Here is a 19,921-nt window from a genome sequence, read left to right on the forward strand (position 1 = left end):
GACAAGCGGTTGCTTTAGCTCAACGTGCTTTTCAGCGCGGTGCTGAAGTCACGCTCATCGCTGCTCATCTCGAGGTTCCTCCTCCGGCTGGCGCTACTTTCGTCTCAGTTTCCAGCGCTGCAGAGATGCACAGTGCAGTTATGTCACACTCACCAGATTTTGACATTGTCATCATGGCCGCAGCAGTTTCTGACTATCGCATGGAATCTGTCTCCGGCTCAAAGTTGAAGAAGGCGGATAACGGGGGAGAGCTCCATCTCACCCTCGTAGAAAACCCGGACATTCTCAAAGAGTTGGCTTCGACTAAACAAACGGAGCAACTCATTGTTGGTTTTGCAGCAGAAACCGCCACAGAAGACGAACTGATTCGAATCGGTCAGGACAAACTTGCCCGTAAGGGTTGTGATCTCTTGATTATCAATCAGGTTGGTTGGGAACAAGGTTTTGGAACAGAACGTAACTCAGTCACAGTGTTGGCTGCCGGTGGCGATATTCTGAATACTGCAACCGGTTCAAAACTGTCCGTTGCGGACACTATTCTCGATTGCATCGCAACATCGCCATTCCAGAACGCGTAATACGCGTGGCACAATCCAACGTCTACGTACGAGAGGACTAATCGCCATGAGCGCTTTACGACTATTTACTTCCGAATCTGTAACTGAAGGTCACCCTGACAAAATTTGTGACCAGATTTCTGACAGCATTCTGGACAATTTGCTCGATCAAGATAAAGGCAGCCGTGTTGCTGTTGAAACCCTCGTCACTACCGGTTTGGTCCACGTTGCCGGTGAAGTGACAACTGAAGGTTATGCAGAGATCCCCGAGATCGTGCGCAACGTAGTGAAAGACATCGGCTACACCTCATCAGACATTGGTTTTGATGGTGATAGCTGTGGCGTTTCAGTATCTATCGGTCAACAGTCACCTGACATTGCGAACCTCGTTTTCGGTCAAGAAGAACAAGGTGCTGGCGACCAAGGCATCATGTTTGGCTACGCCACCACAGAGACGGCGCAGCTCATGCCGTTGCCGATCTATCTGTCACACCGTATTGCAGAACGTTTAACCGAAGCCCGCAAGAGCGGCCAGCTCGCCTATCTTCGACCCGACGGTAAGACTCAGGTCACTGTTGGTTATGAAGGAATTATTCCTCGTTCGATTGAAACTGTTGTCGTGTCAACTCAACACGCACCACAGGCAGATGCCTCATTAGAGAGCCTGCGCGCGGATGTTATTGAACACATCATTCGCCCTGTGCTCTCAGATGCTGGTTTCAGCTCAGCTGACACAAACTTTATGGTCAATCCCATGGGAAAGTTTGAAATCGGGGGCCCCAAGGGAGATGCTGGTCTCACTGGTCGCAAGATCATCGTGGACACTTACGGTGGTGCTAGCCGTCACGGTGGTGGAGCATTTTCAGGTAAAGACCCTTCGAAGGTTGACCGTTCAGCCGCTTATGCACTGCGCCACGTCGCTAAGAACGCCGTTGCAGCAGGTTTTGCAGAAAAACTTGAAGTACAGATTGCCTATGCAATCGGAGTTGCACAGCCAGTAGGTCTTTATGTTGAGACTTTCGGCACAGGAAAGGTTGATGATGCACTCATCATCAAATCCATTCGTGACAACTTTGATTTGAGCCCTGCAGGAATCATTCGAGAGCTTGATTTGCTCCGTCCGATTTATCGCCAGACAGCAGCATATGGACACTTCGGCAGGGAGCTTCCTGATTTCACTTGGGAAAAGCTAGACAAGGTCGAAGATCTTCGCCGTTCGGCAGGTCTGTAATACGTGAACCCATATCCTGGGTTTGTCAGCGTGTTGTTGGACACGCCTCTACCTCAGCTTGACCACGTTTTCGAATACCGAATTCCTGAAGCTCTTCAAGGCCAAATACTCGTTGGCTCGAAGGTTTCTGTTCCGTTGCGAGGTGGGGCTCGCTTTTCAGATGCGTATGTAGCTGAAGTTAGCGACAAGCAGGAATACCCCGGAGAACTGCAATACGTCGAGAAGGTCATCGCTTCTGTTCCACTCCTACAGCCAGAAACACTGGTACTTGCTCGCAAAGTAGCAGATCGTCAGGCAGGCTCTGCCATGGACGTTATCCGTCTGGCTATGCCTGCTCGTTATGTGCGAGCGGAAAAGGCTTTTCTTGCATCTGAAAAAGAAACACGTCCATTTGCTGGAGTTGTGCCACATAGGCCAGAAGAGTTCTCAGACCTTGTCATGTCATCAGGCTCTCGAACGGCAGTCAAAGTTCCACCTCGGCTGAATCTCAACTCCCAAAACACTTCATCAAATTGGGTTCAACTCTTCATTTCTTTAGCGGGAGAACTTCTTTCTCAAGGCAAGAGCACCGTGATAGTCGTTCCTGACTTCAGGGATATCGACAACGTTGAACAGGAGTTGATTTCCTCTGGTTTGGGTGACCACTATGTGAGGGTTGACGCCAAGCTCACTGGCCAGGAGAGATACCTCAACTATCTTCGTTCTCTCTCTGAAGAGCCACTCATCATTTTGGGAAACAGATCTGCGACCCTGGCACCTGCCCACAACTTAGGCCTGCTCATGCTGTGGGATGATGGTGACCACAATTTTGAAGAACCTCTAGCCCCATACGCTCATGCCCGTGATATTGCCCTAGTCCGCCAGTCTCTTTCTGGGTGCGCCCTCGTTTTTGCTGCTCACACTCGATCTCTAGAAACACAACGCTTAGTGGAAATCGGTTTTCTCAGCGAAGCGCCTGTTCGAGAGGTTGTTCAGCCGGTTGTTGTGCTTACAGATGCTCATCTTGAAGAGGGCACTTCCCCTTCCCGAATCCCTAGTGCTGCGTGGCTAGGTGCAAAGAAAGCGCTTGAACAAGGTCCCGTATTGGTTCAAGTGGCAAGCCCAGGCTTTTCTCCAGCGCTGGTGTGCAGCGAGTGCAAGGAGCGTGCAAGTTGCTTATCTTGTTTCGGTCCATTGCAATTGGTTCATAAAAATTCCTTACCGAGTTGTCGATGGTGTGGAAACATGAACACTTCGTGGTCGTGTAAAGAATGCGGCGGAAAGCAATTACGTCCTATTGCTGCTGGAACAGAACGTACATCTGATGAGATTGGGCGAGCATTTCCCGGTGTGAAGGTTGTCGTCGCTGATGGAAACCACATCATCACTTCAGTCCCTGCTACTCCAGCGGTTATTGTCGCCACCCCAGGTGCAGAGCCAGTTGCCGAAGGTGGTTATGCGGCAATCTTGTTGCTGGATGGAGAACGACTACGTGGTCGTGAAGCATTCCGAGTTGATGAAGATGTTCTGCGCAATTGGAGTAACACCATTGCTTTAGCCCGCCCAGATGCGACCGTATACATCAACGGTGCAGGTGCTGCCCTAGGGCAAACCCTTCTCGAGTCAGCACAGGTTCGTTGGGCTGCTCATGAGCTCGCTGATCGGATAGCGCTTCATCTTCCTCCAGCCGTTCGTGTGGTCTCTATCTCAGGGCCAACTGAAACAGTTCGCACTACTTGTGATGAACTTCCAGCACTGGCAGGTCATCGAGTTCTCGGACCAGTTGGCCAAGCTGATGGATCTGGTCGAGCTCTCGTCTTTTTTGAATATAAAGACGGAGAGAAACTTGCTTCGCACCTTCGTGCTGCTGTTATTACCTCTGCAACCCGTTCCAAAAAGCCGCCAGTCTCATCTGAGCGTCCTGCGCGTGTGCTTAGACTGAGAGTGCGTTTCGACGATCCAGATATTGATTCGCTCTAAATGTTCTTTTTCGTGAGGTTGGTGTTGTGAAGATTATTTTCGCTGGCACCCCAGAAGCTGCGGTTCCCACACTCCACGCCCTTCTTGAGAGCTCTTTCGAAGTTGTTGCAGTTCTCACCAGGCCAGATGCGCCTCAAGGGCGCAAGAGGATTCTCACGCCTTCGCCTGTAGCTCAGCTTGCACTAGAAAGAAACGTGCCGGTCATTTATGCCAATCGCATTGATGAGGCCGTGCAATCAGAACTCGACTCATTCACAGCGGATCTGGGTGTTGTTGTCGCCTATGGTGCTCTCTTGCCTCAAGACACTCTCGATTCTCTTGATTTGGGGTGGATCAATCTTCACTTCTCAACTTTGCCGTCCTGGCGGGGCGCCGCACCTGTTCAATGGCAGGTGATTTCAGGAGCAGATGTAGCCGGTTCTTCCGTCTTTCAACTTGTGAAAGAGCTTGATGCTGGTGACGTTTTTGATGTCCGCCAATGGGACATAAATCCTGATGAAACTAGTGGTGAACTACTTTCACGGCTTTCGATTCTTGGCGCGAAGCAAGTTGTTGACGTCATCTCGTCCTTAGAATCTGGAACAGCCACCTCACGAGTTCAGCAGGGTGTTTCTAGTTATGCCCGCAAACTTCACCTAGAGGATGGACATCTAGATCTCAGCAAGAATTCTTCTGAGGTGTATAACCAATTCAGGGGCGTAACACCCGAGCCTGGAGCGTTTGTTGTGGTGGGAGATGAACGACTCAAAGTCCTCGAGGCCAAACTGGGAGCTGAAATAAACATTCCCGCATTTCAAATATGTGTTGTTGGCAAACAATTGATTCTGGGGTGCAATTCTGGATCTCTCGAGCTGCATAGAATCCAGCCCGCTGGTAAGCAAGCAATGTCTGCCATGGATTGGTTCCGTGGTTTGCGTCAGGAAGTAGTGAAGGTTTCGTGACTAACGAAAAGAAATCCCACAATAAAGGACCCAGAAGGTCCAGACCGATAACTCCTTCGCGACTCGTTGCGTTTGAGGTGTTGATGGCAGTTGATGAGGACGATGCCTACGCAAACCTTGCGTTGCCAGCAAAGATCAAGGAATGTGGTCTGAGCTCGAATGATGCTGGTCTAGCTACAGAGTTAACTTATGGAACATTGCGTATGCAAGGTTTTTATGACCGTGTTATCGCTAATGCTGCAGCCAGAGATATTGACACGATTGACCTCGTCGTTTTGAACATTCTTCGAATGGGAGTTCATCAACTTCTCAACATGAGGGTTGCTCAGCACGCTGCTGTTGATGAAAGTGTGAATTTAGCCGAACACATGGCTTCCTTAGGGGCCGTGGGATTCGTTAATGCCGTACTTCGAAGGGTAAGTCGTCACGACTTAGAAGACTGGCAAGATTTCATCACCAAAGATATTTCGAACAACGAAGAACGACTTGCTGCCCTTTATTCTCATCCGGTGTGGATCGTTCGATCACTCAAACTCAGTTTGGAGGCTGAGGGAAGAGGAGATGAGTTAGAAGCTCTCCTGGCGAGCGACAACGTGAATCCACGCGTCACATTGGTTGAGCTTCCCGGTTTCGTAGACACTAATGATGATGTTGAGGGTGAACCAACTGCGTATTCACCCATGGGAATGTCATTGATCACAGGGGGAGACCCAACACGTTTTGCTCGAGTTCGAGAGGGAGTTGTTCGTGTACAGGATGAAGGTTCACAGTTAGCTGCGCTCGTTCTTTCTCGACACCATGACGTTCGTGCAGGTGAACAATGGCTTGATATGTGTGCTGGACCAGGTGGAAAGGCGGCACTTCTTGCTGCTGAAGCAGCAGTTGACGGTGCGACTCTCACGGCAAATGAAGTTATTCCAGGACGCGCTGACTTGGTGCGACAGGCGCTTTCCATCTTGCCTGATGTGAAGGTTGTTACCGGCGACGGGGTTGAAATTGGCCAACAACAACCCAATACTTTCGATCGCATCCTGCTCGATGCGCCGTGTACGGGTTTAGGGGCTCTTCGTCGACGTCCTGAAGCTAGATGGCGTAAGTCTCCCAAGGATGTAGGAGATCTGACGGGCCTACAAGCCCAACTACTGGCTAGCGCTATTCAGGCGTTGAAGCCTGGGGGAGTCCTTGCATACGTCACCTGCTCGCCACATTTAGCTGAAACTCGGGGCGTTGTTGAAGGTGCATTGCGTAAGAATCCTCATCTGAAAGAACTCGATTCGAAAGCAGCACTGGCAAATGTCGCAATGCTTCCGATGGATATTGCGGGAGATTCCCTTTCAGTTCAACTCTGGCCACATCGTCACGGGACTGATGCGATGTTTATCTCACTGTTAACGAAGTCAGAATAAGCTGACACCATGGCAATTCGGATCAACCCCAGCATCCTTTCCGCTGATTTTGTCAATATGGAGAGGGATTTAGGCACTATTGCCACAGCTGACCTTGCGCACGTGGATGTAATGGACAACCACTTTGTTCCTAACCTGACATTTGGTCCACAAATGGTGGGCCGAATCCAAGACGTTTCACCAATTCCGCTCGATGTCCATCTCATGATTGAAAACCCTGAGAGATGGGCTCCCGGCTATGCAGAATTAGGTGCTTACTCCGTAACTTTTCATGCGGAATCGACCGATGATCCCGTGGCTGTTGCCCGCCGTTTGAGAGAAATTGGTGCGCGAGCTGGTTTGGCAGTCAAACCTGGTACAGCTATCGAGCCCTATCTGGATCTTCTGCCAGAGTTTGATCAGATTCTTGTGATGACAGTTGAGCCAGGTTTCGGTGGACAATCATTCATTCCAGAGGTGATGCCAAAGCTGCACGCTCTCGAAGTTGCGCGTAAAAAGGCGGGGCTTGATGTGTGGCTTCAGGTTGATGGAGGCATCACCCTAGATACCATCGTGATCGCAGCAGAAGCTGGTGCTGATACTTTCGTGGCTGGATCGAGCGTTTATAACTCTGGAAATCCAGAAGACGCTATCGCTGGCCTGCGCTTAGCCGCCCACACTGCGCATCATCACTAGTTCAAGCAGGGTAGCCTTAAGGGGTGAAATCATTTGATTCCCTGTTTGCTGAACTGACAGCCAAATCTGTCGAACGCCCAGAAGGTTCCCGTACCGTGGCTGAACTCGATGCTGGCGTTCACGCTATTGGCAAAAAAATCGTAGAAGAGGCAGCAGAAGTCTGGATGGCTGCAGAATATGAATCAAAAGAAGCTGCTGCCGAAGAAATTTCACAACTGCTTTATCACGTGCAGGTTTTGATGATTGCGAAGGGAATCTCGCTCGACGAGGTTAACCATCATCTCTAATCGCTTCGATTCTTTCCCACTTCACTAAAGGTTTATATCAATGTTGCGCGTAGCAGTTCCCAACAAAGGCTCTCTAGCCGAAATCTCAGCAGAAATGCTTTATGAAGCCGGATACACCGGCCGTAAAGATCCCCGTGATCTGCACTATTCAGACACTCGAAACGGCGTTGAATTCTTTTATCTTCGTCCTCGCGACATCGCAACCTATGTTGGTTCTGGTGCTCTTGACGTCGGAATTACGGGACGCGATCTCCTTCTTGATTCTCACTCTGAGGCTAAAGAAATTGCCGAACTCTCGTTCGGGGATTCCACGTTCCGTTTCGCAGGTCCCGCGGGTTCATTCTCGGATCTCTCAGATCTTGCTGGCAAGCGTGTGGCAACGAGCTACCCAGGTCTTGTCGGTACTTTCCTAGCTCAAGCTGGTGTTCAGTCCCAGCTCGTCAAGCTTGATGGCGCAGTTGAATCGGCAGTTCGTCTAGGCGTGGCAGATGCTGTGGCAGATGTTGTTTCCACTGGTTCAACTTTGCGTAAAGCTGGGCTCGATATTTTTGGTCCTGTCATCCTGCAGTCAACAGCTGTGTTGATTAGTCGTGATGAAAAGATTGACGGCATCACCACTCTCATGCGCCGACTTCAAGGTGTGCTTGTTGCGAAGCAGTATGTCCTCATGGATTATGACGTTCCTAAGAAATTCTTAGACGCTGCCTGTGCAATAGCTCCTGGTATCGAGTCACCTACAGTAAGCCCACTTCACGATCCAGAATGGGTCGCTGTTCGGGTTATGGTTCCCCGTGCTGATCGCAACGACGTGATGGATAAGCTCTATGACCTTGGAGCCCGCGCCATCTTGGTTTCGGCAATTCACGCTGCACGCCTGTAGTCATGTCTGTCGCTATACGCATCATTCCCTGCCTCGATGTAGCTGATGGTCGGGTGGTCAAAGGTGTCAATTTCCTCAATCTGAAAGATCAGGGCGACCCTGTAGAACTTGCTCGTTATTACTACGAGCAAGGTGCTGACGAGATCACTTTTCTCGATGTGAAGGCAACGGTGGAGAACCGCTCCACCATGTTTGATGTTGTTGCCCGAACAGCAGATGCAGTCTTTATCCCCTTGACTGTCGGTGGCGGCATTCGTTCCGTCGAAGATGTTGCACAATTGCTTGCCCATGGTGCTGACAAAGTCGGCGTCAATAGTGCAGCAATCCAGCGACCTCGTTTGATCGATGAAATTTCTTCACGATATGGGGCACAAGTTTTAGTCCTTTCTTTAGATATCACTCGATCAGCAACAACAAAATCTGGATTTGTTGTCACAACTCACGGTGGTCGTGAACTCACTGACATAGATGCTCTGGAGTGGGCCAGTGAAGCTATCAACCGCGGTGTTGGGGAATTGCTCGTCAACTCAATTGATGCAGACGGCACCAAAGATGGCTTTGATCTTGAACTGATTTCCGCGATCAAAGCAATTAGTTCTGTTCCAGTTATTGCCAGCGGTGGTGCTGGTTCTGCACAAGATTTCTCGCCAGCAATTTCTGCTGGAGCTGACGCGGCCTTAGCGGCGAGCATTTTCCATTCAAAAGCTGTCACTATTAGTGAAGTAAAAGATTCTCTTCGAGAAGATGGGTTTGAGGTGCGATAGATGAGTACTTTCAACCCTTCCTTGCTGAAATATGACGCCAATGGACTGATTCCCGCAATCATTCAAGATTCTGAGAGCAAAGACGTTCTCATGCTGGGGTATATGAACGCAGAAGCTGTGCGTCGAACACTCGAAGAGGGTCGCGTTACTTTCTGGTCCCGTTCCCGCCAAGAATATTGGCGCAAGGGAGACACCAGTGGACATGCTCAATTTGTAAGAAGTGTTCACCACGATTGTGATGCAGACACTTTACTCATTGGTGTGGAACAGATTGGTGCTGCCTGTCACACGGGCTCTCGCACCTGTTTTGAAGATTATGACGTTGAAGCACTCACTTCTGTTGATTCTTCAGTTTTGGGTCAGGGGAAGTAATGGCCTCTCGCGACACGACTACAGAAGACTTTTCCCAGTTGGTTTCTGAGGGACATAAAGTCATCCCCATTACCCGCTCTCTTTTTGCTGATGCAGAATCCCCGATCAGTATTTACCGCAAACTTGCCTCTGGTGTTCCAGGTTCATTTCTTCTCGAATCCGCAGAACAGGGTGGCATTTGGTCACGGTTCTCTTTTGTGGGAGTTTCCAGCTTTGGAGTGCTCACCGATCATGACGGTGTCCCAACCTGGCAAGACTTTGGCCTGAGTGTCGACCAGGCTTTTGGTGGCCCCATTCCTCCCACAGGGCTGACTGCATTGGATGCCCTCTACCGTCGCTGGAAAACTCCACATATTGAGGGAATGCCTCCGCTCACTGGTGCCTTAGTTGGTTTCATCGGCTGGGAAGCTATTCGAGAACTCGAAAATCTTCCCGCTGCGCCTCCAGCTGACTTCTCTGTCCCACGTCAAGCTTTGAGTTTTGCCCGTGAAGTAATCGTTCTTGATCATAAATTCGGAACAGTGACGTTAATTTCGAATGTGCTCATTCAAGAAAACGATGCTGAAACCCAAGCGCTTTATGCGGAAGCACAGAATCGTCTTGATGACTTGCAACGCAACCTCTCCATTCCTGGTCCGGTTGGTTTGGCCTACATCGATCTAGACACCTCAGCAGAGCCCCAGTTGAGGACACCAAAACAGGACTTCCTTGACTCCGTGGTCACGTCACAAAAGCACATCGTCGCAGGTGATGTGTTTCAAGTTGTGATTTCTCAGCGTTTTGATGCCTCCAACGAAGCTTCGCCGGAAGATGTATATCGAGTTTTGCGGAGCTTGAATCCAAGCCCGTATATGTATTTACTCACTCTCGAAACGGTTGATGGAAACCCTTACGCCATTGTGGGATCCAGCCCGGAGGCATTGGTCAAGGTCTCTTCTGGACGAGTCTTTACTCACCCCATTGCTGGTTCCAGACCCCGTGGCGCTAACCCTGAAGAAGATTTAGAGCTCGAAACAGATCTTCTCGCTGATGAAAAAGAACGCTCCGAACATCTCATGTTGGTGGATCTTGCACGTAACGACTTACTTCGGGTGTGTGATGCCGGTTCCGTTGAAGTGACGGAATTTATGAGAGTGGAACGTTTCTCTCACATCATGCACATCGTGAGTTCTGTTGAGGGAAATCTTTCTCCAGATAGGGGACCAGTTGATGTATTTCGAGCAACCTTCCCCGCAGGAACACTCAGCGGTGCGCCAAAACCACGCGCACTCGAAATTATTGATTCGTTAGAACCCGCGCAACGTGGTGTTTATGGGGGAGTCGTAGGTTACTTCGACTTCGCTGGTGACGCTGACCTTGCTATCGCCATTCGAACCGTAGTGCTCAAGGACAACACGGCATACGTTCAAGCCGGAGCAGGTCTTGTGATGGACTCAGTTCCAGAAACCGAATATCTCGAGACGCAAAACAAAGCAGCTGCACCGCTTCGCGCCGTCGCCATCGCGAATGCATTGAAGAAGGTCTGATTGTGAACTATCGGAAGTTCAAGACGTATTCGCTCACTGCTTCTTTTGTGTTCTCGGCATTGGTGCTTATTGGCTGGTCTCAGCCATGGTTCCTTCTAGCCGTGACGTTTCCCACGGAAAACCCTGATGGTCTCGAAGTATCGGGTCAAGTTGCGGCACCTGGCTTGAGCGCGTTTGGACTTGCTGGTTTCGCTGTGACTGCTGCGCTTGCCTTGTCGTCAATACTTATTCGACGAATTCTTGGTGTTCTCCTAGTTGTAATTGGTCTTGCTGTGGTCTCGGTGAGTGTTTCTGCTTGGTCAGATCCAGTTCTTGCATCTGCTTCACAACTGACTTCCTTGAGCGCTATTGCTGATGTTGAGACGTTGAAAACGTTTGTTATTTCTTCAACTGCCACGGTGTGGCCTGGAATGACAGCCGTTGCTGGCATCTTGTTGATGCCCGTGGGGATTGTCGTGTTCTTTACCGCAGGTAAGTGGGGTACCGGTAGCCGAAAGTTTGACAGAGTGACTCAAACAAACGCTGAACCTTCCTCACGGGGAGTTTCTTCCACTACAACAGCTACAAATGTTGATACTTCTTCAGAAAATATTGATGCCTGGGACTCGTTGAGCCACGGAACAGACCCGACTATCAACTAGAGTTTCATTAGAAGTTTTTCGCACTGAGGAGTGTCATGAGCAACGACATCGTTGATCCAGGAGAGGGCCACTCGCCCGCAGCATGGACTGCTGTCATCACCATGCTTGTCTTTTTCGCTATCGGAACTGCAGCATTCGTTCTCGCTATTGAATGGCTTGTCTGGGTTTCCGCAGTCGGTGTTTTCGTTGGTTGGGGACTCGGTTTCCTTCTGGCAAAGCTTGGCTACGGCGTGAACGGTCCCAAGTTCACCCCTAAGCCACACCACTACTAAATGCTGTCCGACCTGACAGCTGGTGCCCTCGCGGACGCAGCTGCACGTCGAGAGTTTGTTTCCTACGCTGAGGTTGAAGCTGCTGCATTAGCTCAAACTCCAGCCCTTGATGCTTTGCGTTTTCTAGCTCCTGCAGAGCACATCAAGGTCATTGCTGAAGTCAAGCGCGCTAGCCCATCTCGTGGTGATTTGGCTGCAATTTCTGACCCTGCTGCATTAGCCAGGTCTTACGCTGCAAATGGTGCATCAACCATCAGCGTTCTCACAGAGGGTCGTAAGTTCAAAGGAACACTTGATGATCTTCGTGCTGTCCGCGCCGAAGTCTCTGTGCCTGTTCTCCGTAAAGACTTCATTGCTGAGAAGTATCAAATCTTAGAAGCCCGTGCTGCTGGTGCAGATGTAGTTCTTCTTATCGTTGCTGCTCTAGAACAGCCACTTCTCGCTGAACTCAATGATTTTGCTTTGTCTTTAGGTTTGACTGTCTTGGTTGAAACTCATTCACGTGAGGAACTCCATCGAGCGCTAGACATCGATGCCAAGTTGCTTGGCGTCAACGCACGAAACTTGAGCACCTTTGAACTTGATCGAGAACTATTTGGTTCATTGGTTAGTGAAATTCCTGAAGGTGTCATCAAGGTGGCAGAATCAGCAGTAAGAAACGCAACGGACGTTCAGCACTATAGAGACGCAGGTGCTGATGTTGTTCTCGTAGGTGAAGCTCTTGTCACCTCAGATCCCGCAGCAACCCTCCAATCCTTCCTGGCGGTATAAATGGCTCTTCGCGACGAACTCGGCCCCTACTTCGGTGAATACGGTGGACGTTTTGTTCCCGAATCGCTCATTGCTGCTCTTGACGAGCTCTCTGCTGCCTATGAACTTGCTAAGCAAGATCCAGGGTTCCAAAAAGAACTTGCAGAGCTACATCGCACATACACAGGGCGTCCCTCGATCATTACTGAAGTGCCTCGTTTTGCAGAGCACGCAGGTGGTGCACGAATCTTCCTCAAGCGCGAAGACTTGAACCACACTGGAAGCCACAAAATCAACAACGTTCTAGGACAGGCACTTCTTGCCAAGCGTCTAGGCAAAACCAGAATCATTGCTGAGACCGGCGCTGGTCAGCACGGTGTTGCTAGCGCAACGGCAGCAGCACTTTTTGGTCTTGAGTGTGTTGTGTACATGGGAGAAGTGGACACTGAACGTCAGGCGCTCAACGTTGCACGTATGCGTTTGTTAGGGGCAACCGTAATTCCTGTTACGACTGGCTCCCGCACACTTAAAGACGCCATTAATGAAGCACTCCGGGACTGGGTAGCAAATGTAGATAACACCCACTATCTGTTGGGCACCGTTGCAGGGCCTCATCCATTCCCAGTCATGGTTCGCGATTTCCACAAGATCATCGGTGAAGAAGCACGTGAACAGATGCTTGAAATCACCGGTCAACTACCCACTGCGGTCGCTGCATGTGTTGGCGGCGGCTCTAACGCCATTGGTATCTTCCATGCCTTCCTCGACGACCCCTCGGTAGGTCTCTATGGCTTTGAAGCTGCTGGTCGTGGTGTTGATACCCCTGAACATGCGGCAACGATCACAAAGGGTCGCCCCGGTGTCTTGCACGGAGCGCGTTCGTACATGCTTCAAGACGAAGATGGTCAGACCATCGAATCCCATTCGATTTCTGCTGGTCTGGATTATCCAGGTGTCGGCCCCGAACACTCATGGCTCAATGACATTGGTCGCGCACATTACCGCCCCATCACCGATGCGGAAGCGATGGACACCCTTCGCCTCCTTGCTCGCACCGAAGGAATTATTCCTGCTATCGAAACAGCACATGGATTAGCTGGTGCATTGCAACTAGGCAAAGAACTCGGTCCAGATGCCATCATCTTGGTCAATAACTCTGGTCGTGGCGATAAGGATATGGAAACCGCTGCGAAGTACTTTGGCATTCTCGATGGGGGAGCAGCATGAGCTCCAAGGTAGAAGCTGCCATCACTTCTAAAGGCAAGGTTCTTATTGGGTACCTTCCTGTGGGATTCCCCACCCTCGAAGAAAGTATTGAGGCTGCTGTAGCGCTCGTCGAGAGCGGAGTCGACATCCTTGAACTGGGAGTTCCCTATTCAGACCCTGTTATGGATGGTTTGGTCATTCAAGAAGCAACACAAGTTGCACTCGCTAATGGCTTCAAGCTTCCACAGGCAATTGACGCTGTGAAGCAAATCACTGCTCGAGTAGACATTCCTGTGTTACTGATGACCTACTTCAATCCTGTCATTCAGTATGGAGTGGACAAGTTTGCATCTGATCTTTCTCAGGCTGGTGGAGCGGGGCTCATTACCCCCGACCTCATTCCAGATGAAGCATCTGAATGGCTTGCTGCCGCAGAAAAGTATGACCTGGACCGGGTGTTCCTTGCCGCACCATCGTCAACTGATGAGCGTCTTGCGCAAGCAGTGAAACTGAGCAGAGGCTTCGTTTATGCCGTCTCTACGATGGGAATCACAGGTGCTCGCCAAGATGTGGATGTGGCAGCTCAATCCTTGGTTGCCCGTCTGCGTTCCGTGGGAGCCACCCATGTAGGAGTTGGTGTGGGTATTTCAAATGGAACTCAGGTTCACGAAGTTCTGGCTTACGGTGACGGAGCAATTGTCGGTTCAGCTCTTGTCAAAGCCCTTAACGACGGCGGCATTGAGTCTCTTCGCACCGTGGCAAGCGAACTCGCCATGGGGAAGTAGTCCCTCTTTCATCTGCTCCGCCTAAGCTGACACTGTGCATCTGATTACCAGTATTCCCAGCCCAGATATCCAATATTTCGATCTTGGACCACTTCGCGTACACATTTATGCGTTGTGCATTCTGGTTGGAATTGCTCTCGCCACCTGGATTACCGATACTCGTCTTTCCAAGCGCGGTGCAGAACGTGGAGTCGTTCTTGACATCATCCTGTGGGCAGTCCCGCTCGGAATCATTGGTGCACGTTTTTACCACGTCTTCACTCACCCCGCAGATTACTTCTATGAAGGAGCAGACCTGTTCAAGGTCTTCTACATCTGGGAAGGTGGCAACGCCATTTTTGGCTCCCTCCTCGGCGGTGCTGTGGGTGCCTGGATCGGGTGTAAGCAGACAGGTATTCGTTTCTGGTCTTTCGCTGATGCGTTAGCCCCTGCCATGTTGATTGCACAAGCAACGGGACGTTTGGGCAATTACTTCAACCACGAGCTTTTCGGTCAACCCACCACACTTCCGTGGGGTCTTGAAATCGAATCGACAAATCCTGCTTTTCCGGCAGGTTTGCCTGAAGGAACGCTGTTTCACCCCATGTTCCTCTATGAAATTCTCTGGAATGTTCTCGGAGCTATTGTCATTGTCGTACTGGAACGCAAGTTGTACTTGCGTTGGGGTAAGGCTTTCGGCGTTTACCTCATCTGGTATGGCATTGGCCGCTCGGTATTCGAAACATATCGCCTTGACTCCAGTGAGACTTTCCTCGCTATTCGTACCAATGTCTGGGCAGCATTACTAGCTGTCGCTGTAGGCATCGCCATCATTATCATTCAGAACCGTCGCCACCCCGGCAAGGAGCTCAGTGTCTATGTAGAGGGCGGTCCTACTGTAAAGTTGGAGAAGTAAGTTATTTCAAACGGATCCGGGCAAGGAAGCCCCCGTCAAGGACCTAACTTGATCGCTTCATCCGCCACAAGCGGCCCAGAAGTACAGTACGAGTGACAAGCTCCAGTGTTCCATTTTCCAGATGACTTCAGGGCCAACGTCGTCCCTCCCGATTAACGGTTCGAGAGGAGGGTTCCATGTCTCTAGCGACTCCCTATCAGCGCTTTTCTTTGGCACCCGCTGCCCAAGGTCTCTATGACCCAGCCCTAGAGAAAGACGCCTGTGGCCTTGCCATGGTTGCAACTCTTCGTGGGATCCCTGGACACGACATTATTGATGTCGCGCTGAGCTCATTGCGTAACCTCGAGCACCGTGGTGCTGTCGGATCTGATGCTGGTACTGGTGATGGGGCCGGTATTTTGACTCAGATTCCAGACGCCTTCCTGCGTGACGTCGTCGATTTTGCCCTGCCTCAGTCGGGTTCTTATGCCGTAGGAAATGCATTCCTTCCGCTCAAGGACGCCGATCGTGCTGCTATTCAAGCTCGTTTTGCAGAGATTGCTCACAGCGAGGGTCTCTCCGTCCTCGGCTGGCGCGTTGTTCCCACCGCTCCCGAGAACCTCGGAAAGCTAGCTCGTGAGGCTATGCCAGCTATAGAACAAGCTTTCGTTACTTCGCTCTCTGGCGATCTTTCGGGAATCGAACTAGATCGATTGGTTTACCGCCTCCGTAAGCGTGTAGAACGCGAATGCGAAATATATTTCGCGTCACTGTCTTCTCGAACCCTTGTTTATAAGGGAATGGTTACCACTCTCCAGCTTGAGCCTTTTTATCCAGACCTCAGCGATGCACGTTTCGCGTCTACTCTGGCACTGGTTCACTCGCGTTATTCCACCAACACCTTCCCATCGTGGCCACTAGCTCACCCGTTCCGTTTCATCTGCCACAACGGTGAAATCAACACGGTTCAGGGAAACCGCAACTGGATGCGGGCACGCCAGTCTCAGCTGGAATCCGAGATTCTTGGCGACCTCAAGGATCTTCTTCCGATTTGTACTCCAGGTGCATCTGACAGTGCCTCTTTCGATGAAGTTGTTGAACTTCTCACGCTTGCTGGTCGCCCACTTCCACACGCCATCATGATGATGGTTCCAGAGGCTTGGGAAAACCAGCCAGATATGGAACCCACTCGACGCGCGTTCTACGAATATCACTCTTCCTTGATGGAACCATGGGATGGTCCTGCAGCTATCTGCTTCACTGACGGCTCTCTTGTCGGAGCGACATTGGACCGCAATGGCCTTCGTCCAGGACGTTACCTTGTTACCGATGACGGTCTTATCGTCGTTGGTTCAGAAATTGGTGTCTACGACGTTGACCCTGCAAAGGTTGTTCAAAAAGGACGCCTTCAGCCAGGAAAGATGCTTCTCGTCGACACTGTAGCTGGGCGAATTATTTCTGATGATGAAATTAAGTCTGAACTTGCCGCATCCGGTCCTTGGCAGGAATGGATTGACCAGTCTCGCATTGACCTCGAAGAGCTTCCAGAGCGAGAGCACATCGCTCACACTCGTTCCTCGGTAGTGCGTCGTCAACGAACCTTCGGATATACCGAAGAAGAACTTCGCATCATGCTTGCGCCCATGGCAAAAACTGGCGCTGAGCCACTTGGCGCAATGGGTACTGATACTCCTATCGCCGTTCTTTCTTCACGTCCTCGTTTGCTGTTCGATTACTTCGTTCAGCAGTTCGCGCAGGTGACGAACCCACCATTGGATTCCATCCGCGAAGAAGTGGTCACGAGCTTGAAGCTTGGACTTGGTCCAGAGCGAAACCTCCTTGCCGCAGGCCCTGAGCACACCGAACAGGTTGTTCTAGATTTCCCCGTTATCGACAATGATCAGTTGGCTAAGGTTCTCCACATTCGTGGCAAGAGCGGTGCTCGTGAAGGCATCAAGCTCAAAGGTCTCTACAAGGTCAACAAGGGTCCACGCGCAATGGAGAAGCGCCTAGCGCAACTCTGTGAAGAAGTTGATGAAGCAATTTCGCAGGGAATCAAGTTCATTGTTCTCTCCGATCGTGATTCAAACTCCGACATGGCGCCCATTCCCTCTTTGATGATGGTCTCTACGGTGCACCACCACCTCATTCGTACAGAAAACCGCACCAAGGTTGGCATTGTTGTTGAAGCTGGTGATGTTCGTGAGGTTCACCACGTAGCAGTCCTTCTTGGATATGGTGCATCCGCAGTCAACCCATATCTCGCAATGGAGACCTGTGAACAACTCGTCCGTGACGAGTTCATCACCGGTGTGACCACAGAGAAGGCCACGAAGAACGTAATCAAGGCTCTTGGTAAGGGTGTTCTCAAGGTGATGTCGAAGATGGGTATTTCTACCGTCTCCTCATACACCGGTGCTCAGACTTTTGAAGCTGTTGGTCTTTCTCAGGAGTTTGTTGACCAGTATTTCACTGGTACAAACAGCAAGCTTGGGGGAGTAGGCATCGGTGTGATCGCAGCTGAAAACCTCTCTCGTCACGCTTCTGCGTATCCTTCAGACGGTGCACCGCTCACTACAGAGCGTCTCACCACTGGTGGAGAGTTCCAATGGCGTCGTGACGGCGCACCGCACTTGTTCAACCCTGAAACTGTGTTCAAGTTGCAGCACTCCACTCGTGAGCGTCGATTTGATACCTTCCGTGAATACACCAAGCTCGTCGATGATCAAACGCGTGATTTGATGACCTTGCGTGGACTTTTCACTCTGGAAACAGGCAAGCGCAACGCCGTGCCTCTCGACGAGGTTGAATCCGTCGAGTCGATTGTGAAGCGATTCTCCACCGGTGCAATGAGCTACGGTTCTATTTCGCCTGAAGCACATGAAACTCTTGCTATTGCGATGAACTCCATCGGCGCAAAGAGCAACACGGGTGAGGGCGGTGAAGACGTTGCACGTCTTCTTGACCCCACTCGTCGTTCCGCAATCAAGCAGGTGGCGTCAGGTCGTTTTGGCGTGACAAGCATGTACTTGACTCACGCTGACGACATTCAAATCAAGATGGCTCAAGGTGCTAAGCCTGGTGAAGGTGGCCAGCTTCCGAACAACAAGGTTTACCCCTGGATTGCTCGCACCCGTCACGCAACTGCAGGTGTTGGACTCATTTCTCCACCACCTCACCACGACATTTATTCCATTGAAGACCTCAAGCAACTCATTTTTGACGTCAAGCGCGCAAACCCTGCCGCTCGCGTTCACGTGAAGTTGGTGAGCCAGTCTGGAATCGGTGCAGTTGCAGCTGGTGTGTCCAAGGCTCTTGCCGACGTCATTTTGATTTCTGGTCATGATGGTGGAACCGGAGCGAGCCCTCTTAACTCGTTGAAGCACGCGGGAACTCCGTGGGAGTTGGGCCTTGCCGAAGCACAGCAAACCCTCATGCTCAACGGAATGCGTGATCGTGTATCTGTGCAAGTTGACGGTCAACTCAAGACGGGTCGTGACGTTATCGTTGCCGCTCTTCTCGGTGCTGAAGAATTTGGCTTTGCTACAGCGCCTTTGGTGGTCTCTGGTTGCATCATGATGCGCGTGTGCCACCTCGACACGTGCCCAGTAGGTGTTGCGACCCAAAACCCTGAGCTTCGGGCCCGCTTCACTGGGAAGCCTGAATTCGTGGTGAATTTCTTCGAATTCATTGCGCAAGAGGTCCGGGAATACCTTGCAGAGCTTGGTTATCGCAGCTTGGACGAGATCATTGGGCGTAACGACCTTCTCAATGTGAACGATGCGGTAGAGCACTGGAAGTCTGAAGGTCTTGATCTTGAACCAATCTTGGTCGGACCTAAGTTCTTGGCAGATGAACCACGCATCCGTGCACGTTCTCAAGATCACGAACTGTCAGAGCACTTTGACAATGAGCTGATCAACTTGTCTCGCTCTGCTTTAGCTGATGGAAAGCCTGTTTCAATTGAGCTTCCTATTCGCAACACCGAACGTGCTGTAGGCACCATGCTTGGGCACGAACTCACCAAGAAGTTTGGGCAAGATGCTCTTCCGATCGGAACAATTGACATCACCCTGACCGGTACTGCCGGCCAGTCATTTGGTGCATTTGTTCCTGCTGGAATCACGCTGCGACTTATCGGTGATTCAAACGACTATGTCGGTAAGGGTCTATCCGGTGGCTCCATCGTCGTGAAGCCGTCCCCTTCATCGAAGTTTGCGCCAGAAGAAAATGTTATTGCTGGAAACGTCATTGGTTATGGCGCAACAAGTGGCTCTATCTTCATCAGTGGCCTTGTAGGTGAGCGATTCCTCGTTCGTAACTCGGGTGCTACTGCTGTTGCCGAAGGTGTGGGAGACCACGCACTTGAATACATGACTGGTGGTCTTGCTGTCATCCTCGGTACCACAGGTCGCAACCTGGGCGCTGGTATGTCCGGCGGTATTGCTTACATCCACGCCCTTGATTCCAACAAGGTCAACGCTGATTCTCTGAATTCAGGAGAGCTTCGTTTGGAGAAACTTGGGAGCGCAGACGCAGAAATCCTCAAGGACATTCTTGAGTCTCACCATGCAGAAACTGGTTCTCCTCGAGCTGTCGAACTCTTGAAGAACTTTGACAAGAGCGTCGCTGACTTCACCAAGGTTGTGCCTCGTGATTATGCGGCTGTGCTTCAGGTTCGTCAGGATGCAGAGAATGCAGGTATTGATCCCGACGGGGATGCAACCTGGAAGAAAATCATGGAGGTGACCGGTGGCTGATCCCAAAGGTTTCTTGAACACACGTCAACGTGAAG

The 19,921-nt window shown here is 50.9% G+C and carries 18 protein-coding genes; all 18 read left to right on the forward strand.

Features of this window, described 5'->3' with window-relative positions; genetic code table 11:
* Window positions 1-578 (forward strand): phosphopantothenoylcysteine decarboxylase (locus Q0362_RS02285; protein WP_298119341.1); only part of this gene is annotated, 578 nt, incomplete at its 5' end.
* Window positions 579-624: 46 nt separating this feature from the next.
* Complete coding sequence (gene metK, locus Q0362_RS02290) at window positions 625-1,788, forward strand: methionine adenosyltransferase (RefSeq protein WP_298119343.1); 1,164 nt, start codon at window positions 625-627, stop codon at window positions 1,786-1,788.
* Window positions 1,789-1,824: 36 nt separating this feature from the next.
* A complete protein-coding gene (locus tag Q0362_RS02295; RefSeq protein ID WP_298119345.1) occupies window positions 1,825-3,747 on the forward strand; it encodes a primosomal protein N' in 1,923 nt (640 codons plus the stop codon).
* A gap of 26 nt (window positions 3,748-3,773) precedes the next feature.
* A complete protein-coding gene (fmt, locus tag Q0362_RS02300) occupies window positions 3,774-4,688 on the forward strand; it encodes a methionyl-tRNA formyltransferase (protein ID WP_298119347.1) in 915 nt (304 codons plus the stop codon).
* Entirely contained in the window at window positions 4,685-6,094 is a 1,410-nt protein-coding gene (locus Q0362_RS02305) for an RsmB/NOP family class I SAM-dependent RNA methyltransferase (RefSeq protein ID WP_298119350.1), read from the forward strand. Before fmt ends, Q0362_RS02305 begins: the two co-directional genes overlap by 4 nt.
* Before the next feature lie 9 nt (window positions 6,095-6,103).
* The gene (gene rpe, locus Q0362_RS02310) at window positions 6,104-6,769 is read left to right on the forward strand and encodes a ribulose-phosphate 3-epimerase (protein WP_298119352.1); all 666 of its coding nucleotides are present in this window, start codon (window positions 6,104-6,106) and stop codon (window positions 6,767-6,769) included.
* 23 nt (window positions 6,770-6,792) lie between these two features.
* Window positions 6,793-7,056: a phosphoribosyl-ATP diphosphatase gene (locus Q0362_RS02315; RefSeq protein WP_298119354.1), complete on the forward strand. Its 264-nt coding sequence runs from the start codon at window positions 6,793-6,795 to the stop codon at window positions 7,054-7,056.
* 40 nt (window positions 7,057-7,096) lie between these two features.
* Window positions 7,097-7,936 (forward strand): ATP phosphoribosyltransferase, encoded by an 840-nt coding sequence (gene hisG, locus Q0362_RS02320; protein WP_298119357.1) that lies wholly within the window; start codon window positions 7,097-7,099, stop codon window positions 7,934-7,936.
* A gap of 2 nt (window positions 7,937-7,938) precedes the next feature.
* Window positions 7,939-8,700, forward strand: coding sequence for an imidazole glycerol phosphate synthase subunit HisF (gene hisF, locus Q0362_RS02325; RefSeq protein WP_298119360.1), 762 nt, complete (start codon window positions 7,939-7,941; stop codon window positions 8,698-8,700).
* Window positions 8,701-9,072: a phosphoribosyl-AMP cyclohydrolase gene (gene hisI, locus Q0362_RS02330; RefSeq protein ID WP_298119362.1), complete on the forward strand. Its 372-nt coding sequence runs from the start codon at window positions 8,701-8,703 to the stop codon at window positions 9,070-9,072.
* Entirely contained in the window at window positions 9,072-10,598 is a 1,527-nt protein-coding gene (locus Q0362_RS02335; protein ID WP_298119364.1) for an anthranilate synthase component I, read from the forward strand. The genes hisI and Q0362_RS02335 overlap by 1 nt, the downstream gene beginning before the upstream one ends.
* Before the next feature lie 2 nt (window positions 10,599-10,600).
* Window positions 10,601-11,239 (forward strand): Trp biosynthesis-associated membrane protein, encoded by a 639-nt coding sequence (locus Q0362_RS02340; RefSeq protein ID WP_298119366.1) that lies wholly within the window; start codon window positions 10,601-10,603, stop codon window positions 11,237-11,239.
* Window positions 11,240-11,274: 35 nt separating this feature from the next.
* Window positions 11,275-11,511: a DUF6704 family protein gene (locus Q0362_RS02345; RefSeq protein ID WP_298119368.1), complete on the forward strand. Its 237-nt coding sequence runs from the start codon at window positions 11,275-11,277 to the stop codon at window positions 11,509-11,511.
* On the forward strand, window positions 11,512-12,282 hold the full coding sequence (gene trpC / locus Q0362_RS02350) for an indole-3-glycerol phosphate synthase TrpC (RefSeq protein ID WP_298119370.1): 771 nt from the start codon (window positions 11,512-11,514) through the stop codon (window positions 12,280-12,282). It abuts the gene before it with no gap.
* Complete coding sequence (trpB, locus tag Q0362_RS02355) at window positions 12,283-13,488, forward strand: tryptophan synthase subunit beta (RefSeq protein ID WP_298119373.1); 1,206 nt, start codon at window positions 12,283-12,285, stop codon at window positions 13,486-13,488.
* Entirely contained in the window at window positions 13,485-14,252 is a 768-nt protein-coding gene (gene trpA, locus Q0362_RS02360) for a tryptophan synthase subunit alpha (protein ID WP_298119375.1), read from the forward strand. The genes trpB and trpA overlap by 4 nt, the downstream gene beginning before the upstream one ends.
* A gap of 40 nt (window positions 14,253-14,292) precedes the next feature.
* Window positions 14,293-15,147 carry a prolipoprotein diacylglyceryl transferase gene (lgt, locus tag Q0362_RS02365; RefSeq protein ID WP_298119379.1) on the forward strand — a complete coding sequence of 285 codons (855 nt, stop codon included), beginning with the start codon at window positions 14,293-14,295 and terminating at the stop codon, window positions 15,145-15,147.
* Window positions 15,148-15,323: 176 nt separating this feature from the next.
* Entirely contained in the window at window positions 15,324-19,886 is a 4,563-nt protein-coding gene (gene gltB, locus Q0362_RS02370) for a glutamate synthase large subunit (RefSeq protein WP_298119377.1), read from the forward strand.
* The last annotated feature ends 35 nt before the right edge of the window (window positions 19,887-19,921 follow it).

Origin of the sequence: uncultured Aurantimicrobium sp. (genome assembly GCF_936931525.1) — a bacterium.
Classification (GTDB): domain Bacteria; phylum Actinomycetota; class Actinomycetes; order Actinomycetales; family Microbacteriaceae; genus Aurantimicrobium.

Excerpts from the sequence above, each read along its gene's own strand:
- metK (WP_298119343.1), top strand. The coding sequence starts at position 625 with ATGAGCGCTTTACGACTATTTACTTCCGAATCTGTAACTGAAGGTCAC.
- rpe (WP_298119352.1), top strand. The coding sequence starts at position 6,104 with ATGGCAATTCGGATCAACCCCAGCATCCTTTCCGCTGATTTTGTCAAT.
- hisG (WP_298119357.1), top strand. The coding sequence starts at position 7,097 with ATGTTGCGCGTAGCAGTTCCCAACAAAGGCTCTCTAGCCGAAATCTCA.
- hisF (WP_298119360.1), top strand. The coding sequence starts at position 7,939 with ATGTCTGTCGCTATACGCATCATTCCCTGCCTCGATGTAGCTGATGGT.
- hisI (WP_298119362.1), top strand. The coding sequence starts at position 8,701 with ATGAGTACTTTCAACCCTTCCTTGCTGAAATATGACGCCAATGGACTG.
- Q0362_RS02335 (WP_298119364.1), top strand. The coding sequence starts at position 9,072 with ATGGCCTCTCGCGACACGACTACAGAAGACTTTTCCCAGTTGGTTTCT.
- Q0362_RS02345 (WP_298119368.1), top strand. The coding sequence starts at position 11,275 with ATGAGCAACGACATCGTTGATCCAGGAGAGGGCCACTCGCCCGCAGCA.
- trpC (WP_298119370.1), top strand. The coding sequence starts at position 11,512 with ATGCTGTCCGACCTGACAGCTGGTGCCCTCGCGGACGCAGCTGCACGT.
- trpB (WP_298119373.1), top strand. The coding sequence starts at position 12,283 with ATGGCTCTTCGCGACGAACTCGGCCCCTACTTCGGTGAATACGGTGGA.
- trpA (WP_298119375.1), top strand. The coding sequence starts at position 13,485 with ATGAGCTCCAAGGTAGAAGCTGCCATCACTTCTAAAGGCAAGGTTCTT.
- gltB (WP_298119377.1), top strand. The coding sequence starts at position 15,324 with ATGTCTCTAGCGACTCCCTATCAGCGCTTTTCTTTGGCACCCGCTGCC.